The 17,633-nt window shown below is 72.4% G+C and carries 19 protein-coding genes; 14 read left to right on the top strand and 5 right to left on the bottom strand.

Features of this window, described 5'->3' with window-relative positions:
• Positions 1 to 44 precede the first annotated feature (44 nt).
• The gene (locus tag ACZ5DS_RS20060; RefSeq protein WP_468240357.1) at positions 45 to 812 is read left to right on the top strand and encodes an ArsR/SmtB family transcription factor; all 768 of its coding nucleotides are present in this window, start codon (positions 45 to 47) and stop codon (positions 810 to 812) included.
• Between the two features lie 125 nt (positions 813 to 937).
• On the opposite strand, the gene ACZ5DS_RS20055 is transcribed toward ACZ5DS_RS20060, so the two are convergent.
• The gene (locus ACZ5DS_RS20055) at positions 938 to 1,375 is read right to left on the bottom strand and encodes an SPW repeat protein (protein ID WP_468240212.1); all 438 of its coding nucleotides are present in this window, start codon (positions 1,373 to 1,375) and stop codon (positions 938 to 940) included.
• Between the two features lie 666 nt (positions 1,376 to 2,041).
• On the opposite strand from ACZ5DS_RS20055, the gene ACZ5DS_RS20050 reads away from it, so the two are divergent.
• The 4 genes from ACZ5DS_RS20050 to ACZ5DS_RS20035 all read left to right on the top strand — a co-directional run bounded on the left by ACZ5DS_RS20050 (position 2,042) and on the right by ACZ5DS_RS20035 (position 4,669).
• On the top strand, positions 2,042 to 2,125 hold the full coding sequence (locus tag ACZ5DS_RS20050; RefSeq protein ID WP_351348119.1) for a putative leader peptide: 84 nt from the start codon (positions 2,042 to 2,044) through the stop codon (positions 2,123 to 2,125).
• 201 nt (positions 2,126 to 2,326) lie between these two features.
• Positions 2,327 to 2,884 carry an NADPH-dependent FMN reductase gene (gene ssuE / locus ACZ5DS_RS20045; RefSeq protein ID WP_468240209.1) on the top strand — a complete coding sequence of 186 codons (558 nt, stop codon included), beginning with the start codon at positions 2,327 to 2,329 and terminating at the stop codon, positions 2,882 to 2,884.
• A gap of 74 nt (positions 2,885 to 2,958) precedes the next feature.
• Positions 2,959 to 4,101: an LLM class flavin-dependent oxidoreductase gene (locus tag ACZ5DS_RS20040; RefSeq protein ID WP_468240206.1), complete on the top strand. Its 1,143-nt coding sequence runs from the start codon at positions 2,959 to 2,961 to the stop codon at positions 4,099 to 4,101.
• A gap of 31 nt (positions 4,102 to 4,132) precedes the next feature.
• The gene (locus tag ACZ5DS_RS20035) at positions 4,133 to 4,669 is read left to right on the top strand and encodes an HXXEE domain-containing protein (protein WP_468240203.1); all 537 of its coding nucleotides are present in this window, start codon (positions 4,133 to 4,135) and stop codon (positions 4,667 to 4,669) included.
• A gap of 266 nt (positions 4,670 to 4,935) precedes the next feature.
• On the opposite strand, the gene ACZ5DS_RS20030 is transcribed toward ACZ5DS_RS20035, so the two are convergent.
• Positions 4,936 to 6,006 (bottom strand): acyl-CoA dehydrogenase family protein, encoded by a 1,071-nt coding sequence (locus ACZ5DS_RS20030; RefSeq protein WP_468240201.1) that lies wholly within the window; start codon positions 6,004 to 6,006, stop codon positions 4,936 to 4,938.
• A 158-nt stretch (positions 6,007 to 6,164) separates the two neighbouring features.
• On the opposite strand from ACZ5DS_RS20030, the gene ACZ5DS_RS20025 reads away from it, so the two are divergent.
• The 8 genes from ACZ5DS_RS20025 to ACZ5DS_RS19990 all read left to right on the top strand — a co-directional run bounded on the left by ACZ5DS_RS20025 (position 6,165) and on the right by ACZ5DS_RS19990 (position 13,163).
• Positions 6,165 to 6,515 (top strand): YciI family protein, encoded by a 351-nt coding sequence (locus ACZ5DS_RS20025; RefSeq protein ID WP_468240198.1) that lies wholly within the window; start codon positions 6,165 to 6,167, stop codon positions 6,513 to 6,515.
• Positions 6,515 to 7,717, top strand: coding sequence for an RNA polymerase sigma factor (locus ACZ5DS_RS20020; RefSeq protein WP_468240196.1), 1,203 nt, complete (start codon positions 6,515 to 6,517; stop codon positions 7,715 to 7,717). Before ACZ5DS_RS20025 ends, ACZ5DS_RS20020 begins: the two co-directional genes overlap by 1 nt.
• A 130-nt stretch (positions 7,718 to 7,847) precedes the next feature.
• The gene (locus ACZ5DS_RS20015; RefSeq protein ID WP_468240193.1) at positions 7,848 to 9,170 is read left to right on the top strand and encodes an aldehyde dehydrogenase family protein; all 1,323 of its coding nucleotides are present in this window, start codon (positions 7,848 to 7,850) and stop codon (positions 9,168 to 9,170) included.
• Positions 9,171 to 9,207: 37 nt separating this feature from the next.
• Positions 9,208 to 10,116, top strand: coding sequence for an aldo/keto reductase (locus ACZ5DS_RS20010; protein WP_468240190.1), 909 nt, complete (start codon positions 9,208 to 9,210; stop codon positions 10,114 to 10,116).
• A 115-nt stretch (positions 10,117 to 10,231) separates the two neighbouring features.
• The gene (locus ACZ5DS_RS20005; protein ID WP_468240187.1) at positions 10,232 to 10,603 is read left to right on the top strand and encodes a BlaI/MecI/CopY family transcriptional regulator; all 372 of its coding nucleotides are present in this window, start codon (positions 10,232 to 10,234) and stop codon (positions 10,601 to 10,603) included.
• Complete coding sequence (locus ACZ5DS_RS20000) at positions 10,600 to 11,529, top strand: M48 family metalloprotease (RefSeq protein WP_468240184.1); 930 nt, start codon at positions 10,600 to 10,602, stop codon at positions 11,527 to 11,529. Before ACZ5DS_RS20005 ends, ACZ5DS_RS20000 begins: the two co-directional genes overlap by 4 nt.
• Positions 11,530 to 11,637: 108 nt before the next feature.
• Positions 11,638 to 12,030: a VOC family protein gene (locus tag ACZ5DS_RS19995; RefSeq protein ID WP_468240181.1), complete on the top strand. Its 393-nt coding sequence runs from the start codon at positions 11,638 to 11,640 to the stop codon at positions 12,028 to 12,030.
• A gap of 62 nt (positions 12,031 to 12,092) precedes the next feature.
• Entirely contained in the window at positions 12,093 to 13,163 is a 1,071-nt protein-coding gene (locus ACZ5DS_RS19990; RefSeq protein ID WP_468240178.1) for an adenosine deaminase, read from the top strand.
• Here the strand turns inward: ACZ5DS_RS19990 and ACZ5DS_RS19985 are convergent.
• From ACZ5DS_RS19985 to ACZ5DS_RS19975, 3 genes are all read right to left on the bottom strand, one after another.
• On the bottom strand, positions 13,145 to 13,660 hold the full coding sequence (locus ACZ5DS_RS19985; protein WP_468240175.1) for a mycothiol transferase: 516 nt from the start codon (positions 13,658 to 13,660) through the stop codon (positions 13,145 to 13,147). The genes ACZ5DS_RS19990 and ACZ5DS_RS19985 overlap by 19 nt on opposite strands.
• Positions 13,661 to 13,687: 27 nt before the next feature.
• Positions 13,688 to 15,181, bottom strand: a complete 1,494-nt coding sequence (locus ACZ5DS_RS19980) for a carotenoid oxygenase family protein (protein ID WP_468240173.1) — start codon at positions 15,179 to 15,181, stop codon at positions 13,688 to 13,690.
• A 67-nt stretch (positions 15,182 to 15,248) separates the two neighbouring features.
• Positions 15,249 to 16,163: a LysR family transcriptional regulator gene (locus tag ACZ5DS_RS19975; protein WP_468240170.1), complete on the bottom strand. Its 915-nt coding sequence runs from the start codon at positions 16,161 to 16,163 to the stop codon at positions 15,249 to 15,251.
• A 111-nt stretch (positions 16,164 to 16,274) separates the two neighbouring features.
• On the opposite strand from ACZ5DS_RS19975, the gene mgrA reads away from it, so the two are divergent.
• Positions 16,275 to 17,279, top strand: coding sequence for an L-glyceraldehyde 3-phosphate reductase (mgrA, locus tag ACZ5DS_RS19970; RefSeq protein WP_468240168.1), 1,005 nt, complete (start codon positions 16,275 to 16,277; stop codon positions 17,277 to 17,279).
• The last annotated feature ends 354 nt before the right edge of the window (positions 17,280 to 17,633 follow it).

Here is a 17,633-nt window from a genome sequence, read left to right as displayed (position 1 = left end):
TTGCCTGCATAACGTTGAGTGTGCGATCGGAGGACGACACCGGGATGGACAAGGTCTTCAGGGCACTGGCCGACGACACGCGCAGACGGCTTCTCGACCGGCTGCACGAACACAACGGCCAGACGCTCGGCGAGCTGTGCGAGCGGATCGACATGACCCGTCAGTCGGTCACCCAGCACCTGGCCGTCCTGGAGGCCGCCAACCTGATCAGCACGGTGCGGCGCGGGCGGGAGAAGCTGCACTACCTCAACCCCGTACCGCTCCACGAGATCCAGGAGCGGTGGATCGACAAGTTCGAGCGCCCGCGCCTGAGCGCGCTCGGTGCCCTGAAGCGACGAGCCGAGGAAGCCATGACCGACAAGCCGAGTTTCGTGTACGTCACCTACATCGCGAGCACGCCCGAGAAGGTCTGGGAGGCGCTCACCGATGCCGACCTGACCGCCGCCTACTGGGGGCACCGCAACGTCTCCGACTGGCAGGCCGGCTCCCGCTGGGAGCACGTCCGCACCGACGGCTCCGGCGTCGCCGACGTGGTCGGCCGCGTGGTCGAGACCGAATACCCGACGCGGCTGGTCACCACCTGGGCCGCCCCCGATCAGGAGGACCAGGAGGACCGGCACTCCCGGGTCACCTTCGAGATCCGGCCGCACGAGGACATCGTCCGGCTGACCGTCACCCACGAGGATCTCAACGACGAGGGTGAGCGCGCCGACGTCGCCCAGGGCTGGCCGGCGGTGCTCGCCAACCTCAAGTCGCTCCTGGAGACCGGCCGCACCCTGCCGCAGGCGCCCTGGCAGATGCCCGCCCGCTGAGGTGCGGGCAGCACGAGGCCGGTCTGCCCGGGCGGACCGGCCTCGCGTTCCTTTTTCGTGGCCTTCACTTCCTTCGCTGGGTCCTCCCTTCCTCGTGTCTTGTCCTTATGGCTCGTGTCGTGCCTTTATGGCCTGGGGACGCTCTTCGCCGCCGTACCGGCGCACATCAGCCCCAGGACGAGGGCCAGCGCGCCGATGATGACGTTGTTGAGGATCACGCCGGCGTCCGGGCTGGTGCCCACGATCCACGGCGTGATGATCATCCAGACGCCCATGGCGCAGATGGCCCAGCTGAGGCCGTACATCCGCTCGGGGGCCGAGGTGAACCCAAGTGCCAGCAGGCCTATTGCGATGCCCACGATCAGGTTGTGCGTCACGAGTGCCGGCTGGCTCGTCGTGTAGTGCAGGATCCACGGGGATGCCGCGCAGTACAGGCCGAGCAGGAACACCGGCCCGTCCACCAGCGCCACATCACGACCACCGAGCATGCGGGCGTAGCGTGCCCGCATTTCGGAGATATCGGGGTGGGTCGTCATGTCACCCCTGTGCGAGACGTTGGCCATGACTCGTCTCCTTCGTGACTTTCAGGCCTGACCGCGTCTGGTGCGGTGTGCGGTAAGCGCCGCGCTTTCTCAGTTTGCTCTTATTCATCCCTTATGTGTAGAGGTCGGTACCGTCCTGTGACGGTGCCGACGGGCCGGGAGGGCCCGTGGGGGAGCCGACGGGCCTCAGCCGCGTCCGCGGGCGTGCCGGAGGCGGGCGGGCCCGGCGGCAGGCGGCCGGCGGCAGGCGCGACGATCGGGTCCGCATACCCCCGGGCGGCCGCCCGCTCCGGGCCCTGGAGCCGGCCCCGGCTGCCGGCAGCCGGCGGTGGAAGCCGCGCCTGCAGCCAGTCCCCGGGAGCCACCCGGGCGCGCGGAACAGGACGGACGTCCCTCGGAGGCGATGCCCTCCGGCACGCGCCCCGCGCGGGGCGCGTCGCGGACGCACCACTGCACCTGCGCCGACCACCTGCGGAAGTGCGGCGTGAAATCGGCGAAGTGGTCCGAGGCCGCCGGGATCACCGCACCGGTCAGTGTCCTGCGCGGGGTCCCTGCCGCGGAATGCGCGGTGGCGCAGAGGGAGTTCAAGGTTTTCCTGCCACACCTTCGGGAAATTCATGGTCCGCGATACGAGACCGGTCGGGACTTCCTTGACGGTTCTCGCGGGCGGCTGTCACGATCAACGGCATGACGATGCGACTGGACCTCACGCGGCGACGCCATGTCGACCTCGCGCGTGTCTCCAGCGCCTCCTGTCGCACCGCGGCCTGATCACCCGGCTCACCCTCCGGCCCGCCGCGTTTCTTCCCACATTTCTCCCTCCCTTCTTCGCCTGAATTCCCCGGAGTTCGGCGCGCACGGAATGCGGCGTGCCCGGAACACATCAACGAGTAATTCCGCAACAGGAGTTCCGCACGCTCTCCGGGCGCCCGTCCGCACACGGTCGCCCAGGCACCCCGAAAGAGGCACCCCATGGCCACTGTCCTGTCCGTCTCCGGCAGTCCCTCCGCCTCCTCGCGCACCGGACGTCTGCTGCGCCATCTGGACCAGCGGCTGATCGCCCAGGGCCACGAGGTGGTCCCGATCGACGTCCGGACCGTCCCGGCCGAGGCCCTGTTCGGTGCGGACTTCGCCCACCCGGTCATCGCGGAGGTGACCGAGCTGTTCGCCCGGGCCGACGGTGTCGTCGTCGGCACGCCCGTCTACAAGGCGTCGTACTCCGGAGTCCTCAAGGCGCTCCTCGACCTGCTGCCGCAGCACGCGCTCACCGGCAAGACGGTGCTGCCGCTCGCCACCGGTGGCTCCATCGCGCACGTCCTCGCCATCGACTACGCGCTGCGCCCGGTCCTCACCTCCATGGGCGCCGCCCACATCGTGCAGGGCTGGTTCACCCTCGACACGGACCTCACCGTGCGGGAGGACGGCTCGCTCACCGTGGCCCCCGCCACCGCCGAGGCCCTGGGACAGGTCGTGGACCAGTTCTCGGCGGCCCTGGACCGCACCACGCCGGTATTGGCGGCGGCGAGCTGACCACCAGGACCGCCCACCGCATCGCATCCGCTCCGCACGCGACTCCCCAGCGCACGGCCAGAACGGAGACCCCCGTGACCCTCACCTTCCACTGGTTCCTGCCCACCAACGGCGACAGCCGGCACGTCGTCGGCGGTGGTCACGGCACCCCGGCCACCGCCTCCGGCCGTGACCGGCCGCCGACCGTGGCCTACCTGAGCCAGATCGCCCGGGCCGCCGAGGACCTGGGGTTCGTCGGTGCGCTCACCCCGACCGGTGCCTGGTGCGAGGACGCATGGCTGACCACCGCCATGGTCAGCCAGAACTCCGAGCGGCTGAAGTTCCTGGTCGCCTTCCGGCCCGGCTTCGTGTCGCCGACGCTCGCCGCGCAGATGGCGTCCACCTTCCAGCGGCACACCGGCGGACGGCTCCTGCTCAACGTGGTCACCGGCGGCGAGAGCCACGAGCAGCGGGCCTACGGCGACTTCCTCGACAAGGACGACCGCTACCGTCGTACCGGCGAATTCCTGCACATCGTACGGGAGTTGTGGGAGGGCAAGAGCGTCGACCTGCACGGGGAGCACCTCCAGGTCGAGGACGCGCGGCTGACCCGGGTGCCCGATCCGGTGCCCGAGGTCTACTTCGGCGGCTCCTCGCCCCTCGCCGGCGAGGTCGCCGCACGGTACGCCGACGTCTATCTGACCTGGGGCGAACCGCCCGCTCAGGTCGCGGAGAAGATCGCGTGGATCAGGGAACTGGCGGCCCGGCAGGGCCGTGCCCTGCGCTTCGGCATCCGGCTGCACGTCATCACCCGGGACACCCCCGAGCAGGCCTGGACCGAGGCGCACCGGCTGCTCGACGGCTTCGACCCGGAGACCGTACGGTCCGTCCAGGCGGGCCTGGCGCGCAGCGAGTCCGAGGGACAGCAGCGCATGCTCGCCCTCCACGGCGGCAGCCGGGACGGGCTGGAGATCCACCCCAACCTCTGGGCCGGCATCGGCCTGGTGCGCGGCGGCGCGGGCACGGCCCTGGTGGGCAGCCACGACGAGGTCGCCGAGCGGATCGCGGAGTACCACGCCCTCGGCATCGACGAGTTCGTCCTCTCCGGCTACCCGCACCTGGAGGAGGCGTACTGGTTCGGCGAGGGCGTACTGCCCCGGCTGGCCGCGCAGGGGCTGTGGCGGCATCCCGACGGCAAGGCGACCGCTCCCTCGGCACCGGTACCCTTCGCGAGCTGACCGGCAACTCCGCCTGGCAGACTGCGGATTCATGACACGAGAACCGCTGGATGTGGGGGCGTCCGTCACGCTCGGGCTGCTGGCCGCGTGGGCCGTGCACGACACCGAGGAAGTGGTCATGGTGCCGCGGTGGGTGCGCGGCCGGGTCCCGGAGCTGCGGAAGAGGTTTCCTCGGGTGCCGGAGACGGTGTGGCGGCAGCTGGAGTCCGTCGACGGCCGCGAGTTCGCGACCGCCGTGGCCGCGATGGCAGTCGTGGTCGGGGCGGCCGCCGCGGAGGGGTACCGCACCGGCGGACGCTCCGCCCTCTACCAGACCGCGCTCAACGCCTTCGGGCTGCACGGCGTGGTGCACCTGGCCCAGGCGGCCGCGGTCCGCGGGTACACGCCGGGCTCGGCGACCACCCCGCTGGTGGTCCTTCCCTTCACCGTGTGGGCCCGCGGCCGGCTGCGCCGCGCCGGAGCACTGCGCCCCACCCGACCGCGCGACGTGGCCCAGGGCCTCGCCTTCGCGGCAGCGGCCACGGCGGCCACCCACGCACTGGCCCGCCGCACCCTGCGCCACCGCTGACCGCCACACGGGCCACGACGAGAGATCCGCGCGCTCCCGGTCTCCGGCTTCCGCTCGGGGCCTGGCTGTGGTTTCCGGTGCACGTTCTGCGGCTGCCTGGCGCGCCGGCCGGTGCGCGTAGGTGCGTCCGTCGCGCCTTGCGGCGCTGCTGACCGCCACACCGGCCACGCCGAGCGTCGCGCCCTGCGCCCCTGCCGACCGCCCCAGCGGTCACAGCGAGGGCTCCGTGCGCTGTTGCTCCTTCCGGCCCGACACCGGCTTCCGGTTCATGCCCGGGCGCCCGCGCCGGACCCGCTCCCGCCCGGCACCCCCGCCAACGCCCGCAGATGCGCCCGTCGTGTCTCCGCCGTCTGGCCCTGTACCAGCAGGAACATCCCCTCGCGGGCCAGGCGTTGGGCGGGGTTGGTGAGGGACATCGCGCGGCCGCCGCCGGCCACCACCGCCGCGGTGGTGGCCGCGCCCAGCACCTCGTACGCCTCGGCTCGCACGGCCAGCCGCTCCTCGGTCAGCTCCAGGGGCGCCGGGTGGTCGGCCAGGGCGTAGGCCCGGCGGCGGACATCGGTGAGGCGGGCGCGCAAGGGGCCGGAGGACTCCTCGTCCAGCAGGGACAGCGCCGCCTCGGCGATGCCGAAGACCGCCGGGTTGGTGTTCAGGGTGCGGGCCCGGTCGCCGGGCGCCCACCGCTCGTACGGGGTCCGCAGTGCGACCGACTCCTCGGGCAGCCACAGGCCGTCCAGCTCCAGTGACACCGTGCGGGCGGCGGTGAGAGCCGCGAGGCGCAGCGGCGCCGAGGCCCGCAGGCCCGGCTGGTCGCGTGCCTCGACGAAGGCGAACAGAGCCTCGCCCGCCTCGGTCACCCCGGCGAGCAGCATGACGTCGTTCAGGCCCCATCCGGTGTACCAGGGGACGGTCCCGTCGAACCGCCAGCCGTCGCCCTCCCGCCGGACCCGCACCGGGACGCGCGGATACGCCCGCAGATGCGCGTACGCCACCCCGGACAGCAGCTCTCCGCGCGACAGCGGGCCCAACAGGCGTTCCCGTACGGGCAGTTCGCTGTTCGCAAGGGTCTGCACCGGCGTGTGGTGCTGCGTCTGCACGAACCACGTCGAGCAGCACGCCCCGGCCAGGATCTCCGCGGTCTCCCGCAGCACGGCCGGCGGCGCCCCCGAGCCGCCGTACGCGACCGGCGCGACCACCCCGAGCAGCCCCGACCGCTTCACCGCGTCGATGTGGCTCGCGGGGACGCCTTCCTGGTCCACCCGCTCCGCCTCGGGGACGAGCAGATCTGTGGCGAGCCGCCGGGCGCGGAGGACGAGCGGATGTGCGGTGTCGGTCATGCGGACGATTCTTCCCAAGATCGCTGCCGGAGATTTCTTCGGATTTTCTTCCGGATGTGCGGCGCGCGGTGTCGATCCGGGGCCCAGCCGTTCGTGTAGGAGGTGACAGACACCCCCGACCCCGGGCACTCGCCCGGGAAGACACCCAGGAGGACGCCATGACGCACTACCTGCTCAGCGTGGTCCGGCCGGCCGACGCACAGCCGCCCGCGCCCGACGCGCTCGCCGAGATCATGCGCAACGTCGAGGTCCTCCACGAGGAGCTGCGTGCCGCCGGGGCCTGGGTCTTCTCCGGCCGCCTGCACGGACCGGAGACGGCCACCACGCTGCGCCCCAAGGACGACGATGTCCTCATCACCGACGGACCCTACGCCGAAGGCAAGGAACTGCTGGGCGGACTCCTCGTGGTCCGGGCCGCCGACCTGGACGAGGCTCTGGACTGGGGCAGGAAGGCCGCCGAGGCGATCACCCTCCCCATCGAGGTACGGCCCTTCGTGGACGAGGACTGATGGCTGAAGCCCCCGACGTCGAGGCCGTCTTCCGCACCGAGTACGGGCGCGCGGTCTCCGTCCTCACCCGCTTCCTCGGCGACATCGACCTCGCCGAGGAAGCGGTGCAGGACGCCTTCACCACCGCCGTGCGCAAGTGGCCGGAGACCGGCGTCCCGCCGAGCCCGGCCGGCTGGATCATCACCACCGCCCGCAACCGGGCCGTCGACCGGCTGCGCCGCGAGGACTCCCGGGACACCCGGCATGCCGAGGCCGCCCTGCTGTACGCGCCCGACGCACCGCCCGAGGAGGGCCCCGTGCGCGACGACCGGCTCCGGCTGATCTTCACCTGCTGCCACCCCGCGCTCGCCCCGCAGGCCCGGGTCGCCCTCACCCTGCGCCTGCTCGGCGGCCTGAGCACGGCGCAGATCGCCCGCGCCTTCCTGGTCCCCGAGTCCACCCTCGCCCAGCGCCTGGTGCGGGCCAAGGCCAAGATCCGCGATGCGCGCATCCCGTACCGGGTACCGCGCGACGCCGACCTGCCCGACCGGCTCGGCGGCGTCCTCGCGGTCGTCTACCTGATCTTCAACGAGGGCTACACCGGTGATCCCGCCCTGTGCACGGAGGCCGTACGGCTCGGCCGGCTGCTGGCCGAGCTGATGCCGGACGAGCCCGAGGTCACCGGACTGCTCGCCCTGATGCTGCTGATCGAGGCGCGCCGGCCTGCCAGACGCGCCCCGGACGGCACCCTGGTGCCGCTGCACGAGCAGGACCGCGGCCTGTGGGACCGCGCGCTGATCGCCGAGGGTCAGGACCTGGTGCGCCGCTGTCTGCGCCGCGACCGGCCGGGCCCGTACCAGATCCAGGCCGCGATCAACGCCGTACACAGCGACGCGCCGACCGGCGCCGCCACCGACTGGGGCCAGATCCTGCGCCTGTACGACCACCTGATGGCCATAGCCCCGTCGCCGGTCGTCGCGCTCAACCGGGCGGTCGTGGTGGCCGAGGTGGAGGGCCCGGCCAAGGCCCTGGACCTGGTCGACTCCCTCGATCTGCCCCGCTACCACGTCCTGCACGCCGTCCGCGCCGACCTGCTGCGCCGCCTGGACCGGCCCGCCGAGGCCGCGGCGGAGTACGCGACAGCCGCGGAACTCGCCGAGAGCGAGGCCGAGCGGACGTATCTGGAAGGGCGCCGGCAGGCACTCGACCACCGGACGACGTGACGCTCACCGCGTGACCCTCGTCACCCGGTGCGGTCGCCGGAATTTACTTGGCTACATGAAAGGTTGGCATTTACATCTGACGACACCTACGCTCGGGCCGACCAGCCCGTGCACCACCAGCGAGGCCCCCGTGAACCACGTCACCCCCGAGCAGCCCGCCGACATCGTGGCCCGGCTGCGCGCCAGCTTCCGCACCGGCCGCACCAAGCCCGTCGAGTGGCGCACCGGCCAGCTCCGGCGTCTGCGCGCGATGCTCACGGAGAACGGCGCCGACCTCGCCGCCGCCCTCCACGCCGACCTGGGCAAGAGCAGCACCGAGGCCTACCGCACCGAGATCGACTTCACCATCCGGGAGATCGACCACACCCTCGAGCACCTGGACGAGTGGCTGCGCCCGGAGCCCGCGCCCGTCCCGGCACACCTCGGCGCCGACGCCTCGGCCTGGACGCAGTACGACCCGCTCGGCGTCGTCCTCGTCATCGCGCCCTGGAACTACCCGGCCCAGCTGCTGCTCGCCCCCATGGTCGGCGCGCTGGCCTCCGGCAACGCGGTCGTGGCCAAGCCGAGCGAGCTGGCCCCGGCCACCTCGGCCGCACTGGCCAAGCTGATCCCGGCCCACCTCGACACCGACGCCGTCGCCGTGGTCGAGGGCGGTGTCCCGGAGACCACGGCCCTGCTGGCCGAGCGCTTCGACCACATCTTCTACACCGGCAACGGCACCGTCGGCCGCATCGTGATGCGCGCCGCCGCCGAGCACCTCACCCCGGTCACCCTCGAACTGGGCGGCAAGTCCCCGGTGTTCGTCGACCGGGGCACCGACCTCGACGTGGTCGCCGACCGGCTGGCGCGCGGCAAGTTCCTCAACGCGGGCCAGACCTGCGTCGCCCCCGACTACGTCCTCACCGACCCGGAGACCGCCGCCGCACTCGAGGCCGCGCTGGTCCGCGCCGTCGGGGCCCTGTACGGCGCCGACCCGCAGGCATCGTCCGAGTACGGCCGGATCGTCAACGAGCGCCACTTCGACCGGCTCTCCGCCCTGCTCGACTCCGGCCGGGTGGCGGTCGGCGGCGGCAGCGACCGTACGGACAAGTACATCGCGCCGACCGTGCTCGCGGACGTCGACCCGGCCTCGCCCGTGATGCAGGAGGAGATCTTCGGCCCGATCCTGCCGATGGTCACCGTGCCCGACCTGGACGCGGCGATCGACTTCATCAACGACCGCGACAAGGCGCTGGCGCTGTACGTCTTCACCGAGGCCGAGCAGACGCGCGGGCGCATCGCCGCCGAGACGTCCTCCGGCGGTCTCGGGTACGGCCTGCCGCTCGCCCATCTCACCGTCTCCGACCTGCCGTTCGGCGGTGTGGGGGAGAGCGGCATGGGCAGCTATCACGGGCGCTACTCGATCGAGACGTTCAGCCACCGCAAGGCCGTCCTGGCCAAGCCGCTCGGCTGAACGGACGGTTCCGGGGCGCGTGTGCGAAACTCCGCCGATGACCGCTGAAACGATCACCGCGGACGCCTCCGGCACCTTCCGGCTCGGCGACCTGCCCGTCCACCGCATCGGCTTCGGCGCGATGCGGCTGACGGGCAGCGCCGCCTTCCACCTGGGCACGGTCAGCGACCGTGCACGCTCGACAGCCGTGCTGCGCAGGGCCGTCGAACTCGGGGTGAACCACATCGACACGGCCGCGTTCTACTTCTCCGCCCTGCGCTCGGCCAACGAACTCATCAACACCGCCCTCGCCCCGTACGCCGACGACCTGGTCATCGCCGCCAAGGTCGGTCCCTTCCGCGACTACTCCGGCGAGTGGGGCACCTCGGCCCGGCCCGACCAGCTGCGCGGGCACGTCGAGGAGAACCTGCGCCAGCTCGGCCGCGACCACCTCGACCTCGTCTATCTGCGCCGGATGAACCAGGACTCCATCGCCGAACACTTCGGCGCCCTGGCAGAACTGCGCGAGGCGGGGCTGATCCGGCACCTCGGCATCTCGGCGATCGAGCCCCGGCACCTGATCGAGGCGCTGGAGATCGCCCCGGTCGTCTCCGTGCAGAACCGGTACGCGCTGGACGCCCCGGACCCGCGAGCCGACGAACTCCTGCGGATGTGCGGCGAGCGGGGCATCGCCTTCGTGCCCTACTTCGCCGTCGCGGGCGAGGGCGCCGAGCGCGGTGCGGCCGGGACGCGCAACGACGACGAGGTGCTCGCCGTCGCCCGCGCGCACGGCGTGACCCCCGCGCAGATCCGCACCGCCTGGACCCTGCACCAAGGCCCGCACGTCCTCGCCATCCCCGGCACCGGAAACCCGGACCATCTGACCGAGAACGTCGCCGCGGGCGCCCTGCGGCTCACTCAGGAGGAACTGGCCCGGCTGGACGCGCTGCACACCACGACCGGCTGACGGATCGCCGGGCCGGGGCCCGCGCCCCGCCCGGCGTCCGGTTGACTACAATCGTGTAGGCGGTCTTCCGACCTGCAGACGAAGACGGGATGAGGACGGGGTGAGGAACGTTCCCATGACCGACGGCAAGGACGAACGCCGGCCGGCCGGCGAGCTCGAGGCGAGCGTCATGGCCGCCCTGTGGGCCGCAGGCGCACCCCAGACGCCCGGCCAGGTCCAGCTGAGCCTCGGCGCGGACCTCGCGCGTACGACGGTGACGACGATCCTCACCCGCCTGCACGACAAGGGCATGGTCGAGCGGCAGCGCCAGGGCCGCGGCTACGCCTACTTCCCGCTCCAGGACGCCCAGGGCCTCACCGCCCGCCGCATGCACACCGAACTCGACCGGGACAGTGACCGCGAGACCGTCCTCGCCCGCTTCGTCGCCCAGCTCAGCCCCGACGACGAACGCATCCTGCGCGACCTCCTCGAGTCCGACGAGTCATGATCGCCCTGCTCCTGCTGCCCCTGCTGCTGCCGCTCGCCCTCCCGGCGCTGGCCCGGCGGGCACTGGACCGGCTCGCGCCGGCCGCGGCGCTGTGGGCGCTCACCGCCTGTGCGGTCGTCCTCGCGGGCTGCTCGCTGGCCGCGCTCGGCGCGTTCGTCCTGACCGGCCTGCTCACGGTGCCCCTGTTCGCCGCGCTCGGCGAACTGATCCACCCGCTGAACACCGCCTCGGACCTCGTCGTCCTCCCGGCCGCCGCGACCTCCGTCGGCGCCCTCGCCGTGTGCTGCTGGACCCTCGTCCGCTCGGTGCTGCACCAGACCCGCGCCTTCCGGGCCGCCCGCACCGAGGCCGGGCGCGGGCCCGCCGCGGGCGACCTGCGCGTGGTGGACTCGCCCCGCCCGGACGCGTACGCCCTGCCCGGGCGCCCGCACCGCATCGTCGTCACCACCGCCATGCTGCGCAGCCTCGACGGCCCCGAGCGCGAGGCGCTGTTCGCCCACGAGCGGGCTCACAACGAGGGCGGCCACCACTACTTCCTCGCCGCCGCCGAACTCGCGGCGCACTGCCACCCCGCCCTGCGCCCGGTCCGCGCGACCATCCGGCTCGCCGCCGAGCGCGCCGCCGACGAGGCCGCCGCAACCTGCGTCGGCGACCGGCGCCTGACCGCCCGTGCCATCGCCCGCGCCGCCCTCGCCGGCCAGGCGGCCCGCTCCACGCGCCCCGACTTCGCCGCCGCCGCGACGACGGGCCCGGTCCCGCAGCGCGTCCAGGCCCTTCTGGCGGCGCCCCGGTCCGCGCACCGCACCGGCAGGCGCGTTGCCGCCCTCCTGCTCGCCTGCACGGCCGTCTCCTGCGTCGCGGCGGTGACCGGCACGGCCGAGGTCCACCACCGGGTCGAGGTCGCCCAGGGCGACGAAAAGCCCTGATCAACGCGGACTCCGGGGCGGCTGAACCCGCCCTTGCGGCGGGTGACTGGCGTCCGCGAAGTTTTACGTATAACCTCACCCGCTAACCACACCCTCCGGAAGGCCCCGATGCGACGCGTTGCCCTGGTCACCCTCGTCGTCGACGACTACGACGAGGCCATCCGCTTCTACACCGAGGCCCTCGGATTCCGGCTGGCCGAGGACGCGCCGCGGCCGGACGGCTCCCGCTGGGTCGTCGTCGAACCCGGCACGGAGGGCCACGGCACCGGTCTGCTGCTCGCCCGCGCCAAGGGCGAGGACCAGCGCGCCCGGATCGGGGACCAGACCGGCGGGCGGGTCGGGTTCTTCCTGCACACCGACGACTTCGCCCGTGACCACGCCCGGATGACCGCCGCCGGCGTGACCTTCCTGGAGGAGCCGCGCCACGAGCCGTACGGCACGGTCGCCGTCTTCCAGGACCTCTACGGCAACCGCTGGGACCTGCTCCAGCCCGCCGACTGAGCCCCCTCCCGCCGCACGCTCCTCCCGCCGCTTTGAACCGCCTGCTCAAGGAAAGACCCGCCATGACTGCTACGCGCGTAGACGCCGAAGTGATCCGCCGCCTCCCCAAGGCCGTCCTGCACGACCACCTGGACGGCGGTCTGCGCCCCGCCACCGTCGTCGAGCTCGCGGCCGCGGTCGGCCACACCCTGCCCACCACCGACCCCGACGAGCTGGCCGCCTGGTACTTCGAGGCCGCCAACTCCGGCGACCTGGTCCGCTACATAGCCACCTTCGAGCACACCCTCGCCGTCATGCAGACCCGTGAGGGCCTGCTGCGCGTCGCCGAGGAGTACGTCCTCGACCTCGCCGCCGACGGTGTCGTCTACGCCGAGGTGCGCTACGCCCCCGAGCTGAACACGAACGGCGGGCTGTCGCTCAGCGAGGTCGTGGAGACCGTCCAGGAGGGCCTCGCCGCCGGCATGGCCAAGGCGACCGCCGCCGGCACGCCCGTCCGCGTCGGCACCCTGCTGTGCGGCATGCGCATGTTCGACCGGGTCGCCGAGGCGGCCGAGCTGGCCGTCGCCTACCGCGACGCCGGTGTCGTCGGCTTCGACATCGCCGGCGCCGAGGACGGCTTCCCGCCCGCCGACCACCTGGCCGCCTTCGAGCACCTGCGCCGGGAGAGCGTGCCCTTCACCATCCACGCCGGCGAGGCGCACGGCCTGCCCAGCATCCACCAGGCCCTGCAGGTGTGCGGCGCCCAGCGCATCGGCCACGGCGTGCGCCTCACCGAGGACATCGTGGACGGCAAGCTCGGCCGCCTGGCCGGCTGGGTGCGCGACCGCCGGATCGCGCTGGAGATGTGCCCGACGTCCAACCTCCAGACGGGCTGCGCCACCTCGATCGCCGAGCACCCCATCACCGCGCTGAAGGACCTGGGCTTCCGGGTCACCCTCAACACCGACAACCGGCTGGTCTCCGGTACGACGATGACCCGGGAGATGTCCCTGCTGGTCGAGGAGGCGGGCTGGACCGTGGAGGACCTGCGCACGGTCACGGTGAACGCCGTCAAGAGCGCGTTCATCCCGTTCGACGAGCGAGGCGCCCTCATCCAGGACGTGGTCCTGCCGGGTTACGCGGCCGCGCTCTGAAGCAGCCCCCTGAGGTAGGCGGCCTGTCCGATGTGCTGAAGGTCGTCGGACAGGACGCTCACCAGGCGGACCCCCAGCGTCACCGGGGGATCCCAGCGCTCGTCCACGATCCGTTCGAGGTCCTTGGCGGCGAGTGAGCGCAGGGCGCCGAGGGTCTGCTCGTGCACGGCGTCGTAGTACCCGGTCAGCAGATCGGCCGACTCGACCCGCACCTTCGCGACCTTCGCCGGGCTGTGCCCAAAGCCGGTGTCGTGGCGCGGCAGGTCGAGGCCGAAGCGCTTCTGCCAGTCCTGGGAGAGCCACACCTGGTCGAGGTCGAAGGCGTCGGCGATGTGGTCGTCCTGCACCCGCGTGAGGTGCCAGACGAGCCAGGCGACGGAGTTGGCGTCGGGGGCCGGGCGGGAGTGCAGCTCGTCCGGTCCGAGGCCGTCGAGGGCGGCATGGACTTCTTCCTGGATGCGGCCGTAGCCGTCGATGAGGATGTCCTTTGCGTGCATGCGTCCACCATGGCGCATCGCGCGCGCTCATGCGTCCGGAATCCAGCTCCCGTGGAAGCCGAGCGGCACCCGCCCCGGCAGATGCACCCGCGCCACCGGCTCGCCGGAGAAGTCCTGCGCGGCGAGGATCACCAGGTCGGCGGCGCCCCGGTCGGGGTTGTGGACGTACGCGATCGCGTAGCCGTCGTCCTCCGCCGCCTTCCGGTCGCCCGGGTCGCGCGGCACGAACACCGCCTCGCCCGCCGCCGCGTTCCGGGGCAGCCGGTGCACCTGGGTGGTGCCGCGCAGCAGGTCGTGCTTGAAGAGCGCGTCGGAGAAGGCCCGGTCCGGCGGGTTGCCACCGTCGGGCGTCAGATACGCGAGCATCATGTCGGCGGCCGCGGCCGAGTAGCCGTACCGATGCCGGCGGGAGACCAACGCCTCGTTCACACGCGGGAATTCCTGCGGCCGGTCGTCCAGGATCCGCTGCCGTACCCGCCCGTGGTGCAGATCGACCGTCCAGCGTTCGAGCTTCACCGTGCCCGCCCCGTACGGCCCGTCGGAGCCGCGCCCGGCGACGTAGAAGGGCGCCGGATAGGTCGTCAGGTCGACGACGACGGACGAGCCCTCGTCGTAGGCGTTGAGGGTGTGCGAGTAGAAGACCGGGTCGATGCCGAACCAGCGCACCGGGCCGCCGGTCCGCCGCATGACGCCCACCCGGGTGGGGTGCGCGCGGTTCCACAGGTACGGCACCGGGTCGCCGCGTTCGGCGGCCGCCGGGTCGAAGGTGACCGGGAGGTCGAAGACGACGACGTGCTTCTCGGTGAGCGCGAAGTCGTGCATCATCGGCGCGTCCGCCACCGGGATCCGGGTCGTACGAGCGACACGCCCGGAGGAGTCCACGACCAGGTGCCGGACGTGGTCCCAGGTGGGGTGGTAGGCGATCGCGTGCAGTTCCCCGGCGTGCGCGTCGTACTTGGTGTGGGCGGTGAACGCCCCCTCCAGGGTGCCCCGGAAGTCGTAGGTGCCCACCGTGTTCAGCTCGCCGTCCAGTTCGTACGGCAGCGGACCGCTCTCCTGCAGCGTGAGGATCCGCCCCTGGTACGGGATCACATGGGTGTTGCAGGCGAAGTCCTCGGGTGGCACCGGACCCGGGTGGGGCTCGCCGAGCTTCCTCGCCACCTGGGAGGAGCGCACCCACCGGTTGCGGTACCACTCCGCCTTCCCGTCGCGCAGCCGCACCCCGTGCACCATGCCCTCGCCGAGCATCCAGTGGTGCGCTCGGGGGTCCTCCAGACCGAGCACGTTGGGGCCGTTGCGCAGGAAGCGGCCGTTCAGCTCGCGCGGGATGCGGCCGGTGACCGGCAGGTCGAAGGCCGTCAGCTCCTCGGTGACGGGCCTGAAGGCACCCTCCAGAAAAGGATAGTGACGATCTGTCATCTCTCGTGGGGCCGCCTGGTGTCCCGCCGTGCCTACGAGTGCGCCCGCCGCCGCGATTCCGGCCGCGCCCCGCAGCACCGTCCGCCGTGTGTGCTCTGCCATCTTCCGTCCTCCTGCTCGCCGTTGACATGACCGACGGTCATGAGTCTGCGGCGGCGGGCGGCCGGAATCAGGAGGCCTGAGGACCGTCCTGGGGTGGTGCCAACCCCCCTGTTTCGAGGAGCGTGACCAGCGCGCGGGCCGCGGGGCTCGTGGCCCGCTCCGGCGGCAGCAGGGCCACGGTCTCGTACTCCGCCTCGCCCATGCCCTTCAGCGGGAGCGCCGTGAGCGAGGGCCGCTTGTGCCGGAAGTGCCGGGGTACGACGGCGATGCCGAGGTTCTCGTCGACCAGGTCCAGCAGGCTGTGCACGTCGTTGACCTCCAGCGCGACCGTGCGCCCGACACCGGCCGCGGTGAAGGCGGCGTCGGTGGTGCGGCGGGGCCCCCAGTCCGGGTGGAAGTCCACGAAGACCTCACCGGTCAGATCGTCCGGCGTGAGTACGGCGCCGGCCGAGGCGAGCCGGTGGCTGGGATGGCACAGGACGGTCATCGGCTCACTGGTCAGCGACACCGAGCGAAGCTGGTCGCCGTCCGCCCGGGTGCGGTAGGCGAAGGCCAGGTCAAGGCGTCCGGCCGCCACATCCTCCGCGAGCGCGCCCGAACCCGCCTGCCGCAGCCCGATCTCCACATCCGGATGCCGCCGCCGGAAGGCCGCCAGCAGCCGCGCCACATGCACCCCGGCGATGCACTGCTCGGTGCCGAGCGCCAGCGTGCCGCGCAGCACGCCCTGCACCGCCGCCACCGCCTCGTGCGCCGAACGCACCTGCGCCAGGATCCGCTCGGCCTCCACCAGCAGCGCGCGCCCCGCCTCGGTGAGCGTCACCCGCCGGGTGGTGCGCACGAACAGCGGCGCCCGCAGCTCTCGCTCAAGAGCCCGGATGGAGGCGGACAGGCCGGACTGGGACACCATCAGGCGTTCGGCCGCCCGGGTGAAGTGCTGGTCCTCGGCGACCGCGACGAAGTGCTGGAGGTGACGCAGTTCCATGATTGAGAAGCCTAGCCGCACAATTCCATCGGATTCTCCTGTTGGACCGCTGCCTGCGGTGCGCGGAAGAGTGGCACCGGTAGATCGTGTGCCAACCCCTCTGGAGTCGCGTTGTACACCGCACACCCCGACCGTTACGCCGACATGCCCTACCGGCGCACCGGACGCAGCGGGCTGAAGCTCCCCGCGCTGTCGCTCGGCCTGTGGCACAACTTCGGGCCCGACCGGCCCGTCGAGACCCAGCGCGCCATTCTGCGCCGCGCCTTCGACCTCGGCGTCACCCACTTCGACCTCGCCAACAACTACGGCCCGCCGCCCGGCGCCGCCGAGTCCGCCCTCGGCGAGGCCCTCAAGGCCGACTTCACGCCGTACCGCGACGAACTGGTGATCTCCACCAAGGCCGGCTACCTCATGTGGCCCGGCCCGTACGGCGAATGGGGTTCGCGCAAGTACCTGCTGTCCTCGCTCGACCAGAGCCTTACGCGGATGGGCCTGGACCACGTCGACATCTTCTACTCGCACCGCTTCGACCCGGACACTCCGCTGGAGGAGACGATGGGCGCCCTGCACACCGCGGTGCAGCAGGGCAAGGCGCTCTACGTCGGCGTCTCCAACTACTCGGCGGAGCAGACCCGCGAGGCCGCGCGCATCCTCGCCGACCTCGGCACCCCGCTCCTCATCCACCAGCCGCGCTACTCGCTGCTCGACCGGCGCCCCGAGGACGAGGGCCTGCTGGACGCCCTGGACGAGCTGCAGGTCGGCTCCATCGTGTACTCCCCGCTGGAGCAGGGCCTGCTCACCGGCCGCTACCTCGACGGCATCCCCGAGGGCTCCCGGGCCGCGAGCGACAGCCCCTTCCTGAACTCGGACGCGGTCACCGAGGACCTGGTCGGCCGGCTGCGCGCGCTGGACGAGATCGCCAAGTCCCGCGGCCAGACCCTGGCCCAGCTGGCCCTGGCCTGGGTGCTCCGGGGCGGCCGGGTGACCTCCGCCCTGGTCGGCGCGAGCAGCCCGCAGCAGATCGAGGACAGCGTCGGGACGATCCGCAACCTGGACTTCGAGGACGAGGAGCTGGCGCGGATCGACGCGATCGTACGACCGAAAGCCGCTCGCTAGGCCGTGAGCCGCCCGCTGACCTCCCAGAGGCGGGCGGCCGCCTGAGGGTCGACGGCGTACGGCAGCAGGCGATCAGTCTTGGTTCCGCCCTCCGCTCGGCCTCGTTCTCAGGGGTCACCAAGGGGCTGATGTCGCAGTTCTCGCAGTACGCACCGCCCAGCCCGGCGAGCTGCGGGCTGGTGGCGCACCAGCCACTCGTGGCCGCACCCTGCGCGACCGTCTTCATCTGGCGGGCGGGATCTCGCACCGGTCGGCCCACGTCGTCTCCGACGGGCGGCGGCCGTACGTCCTGTGCAGTGAGCCCGGACTCGAGCCGATCGACCCGGCGGACGTCGCCGTGGATCCGCGTCCCGC

The sequence above is a fragment of the Streptomyces sp. NPDC031100 genome (assembly GCF_055570785.1).
This window is presented reverse-complemented; position numbering and strand designations above follow the sequence as displayed.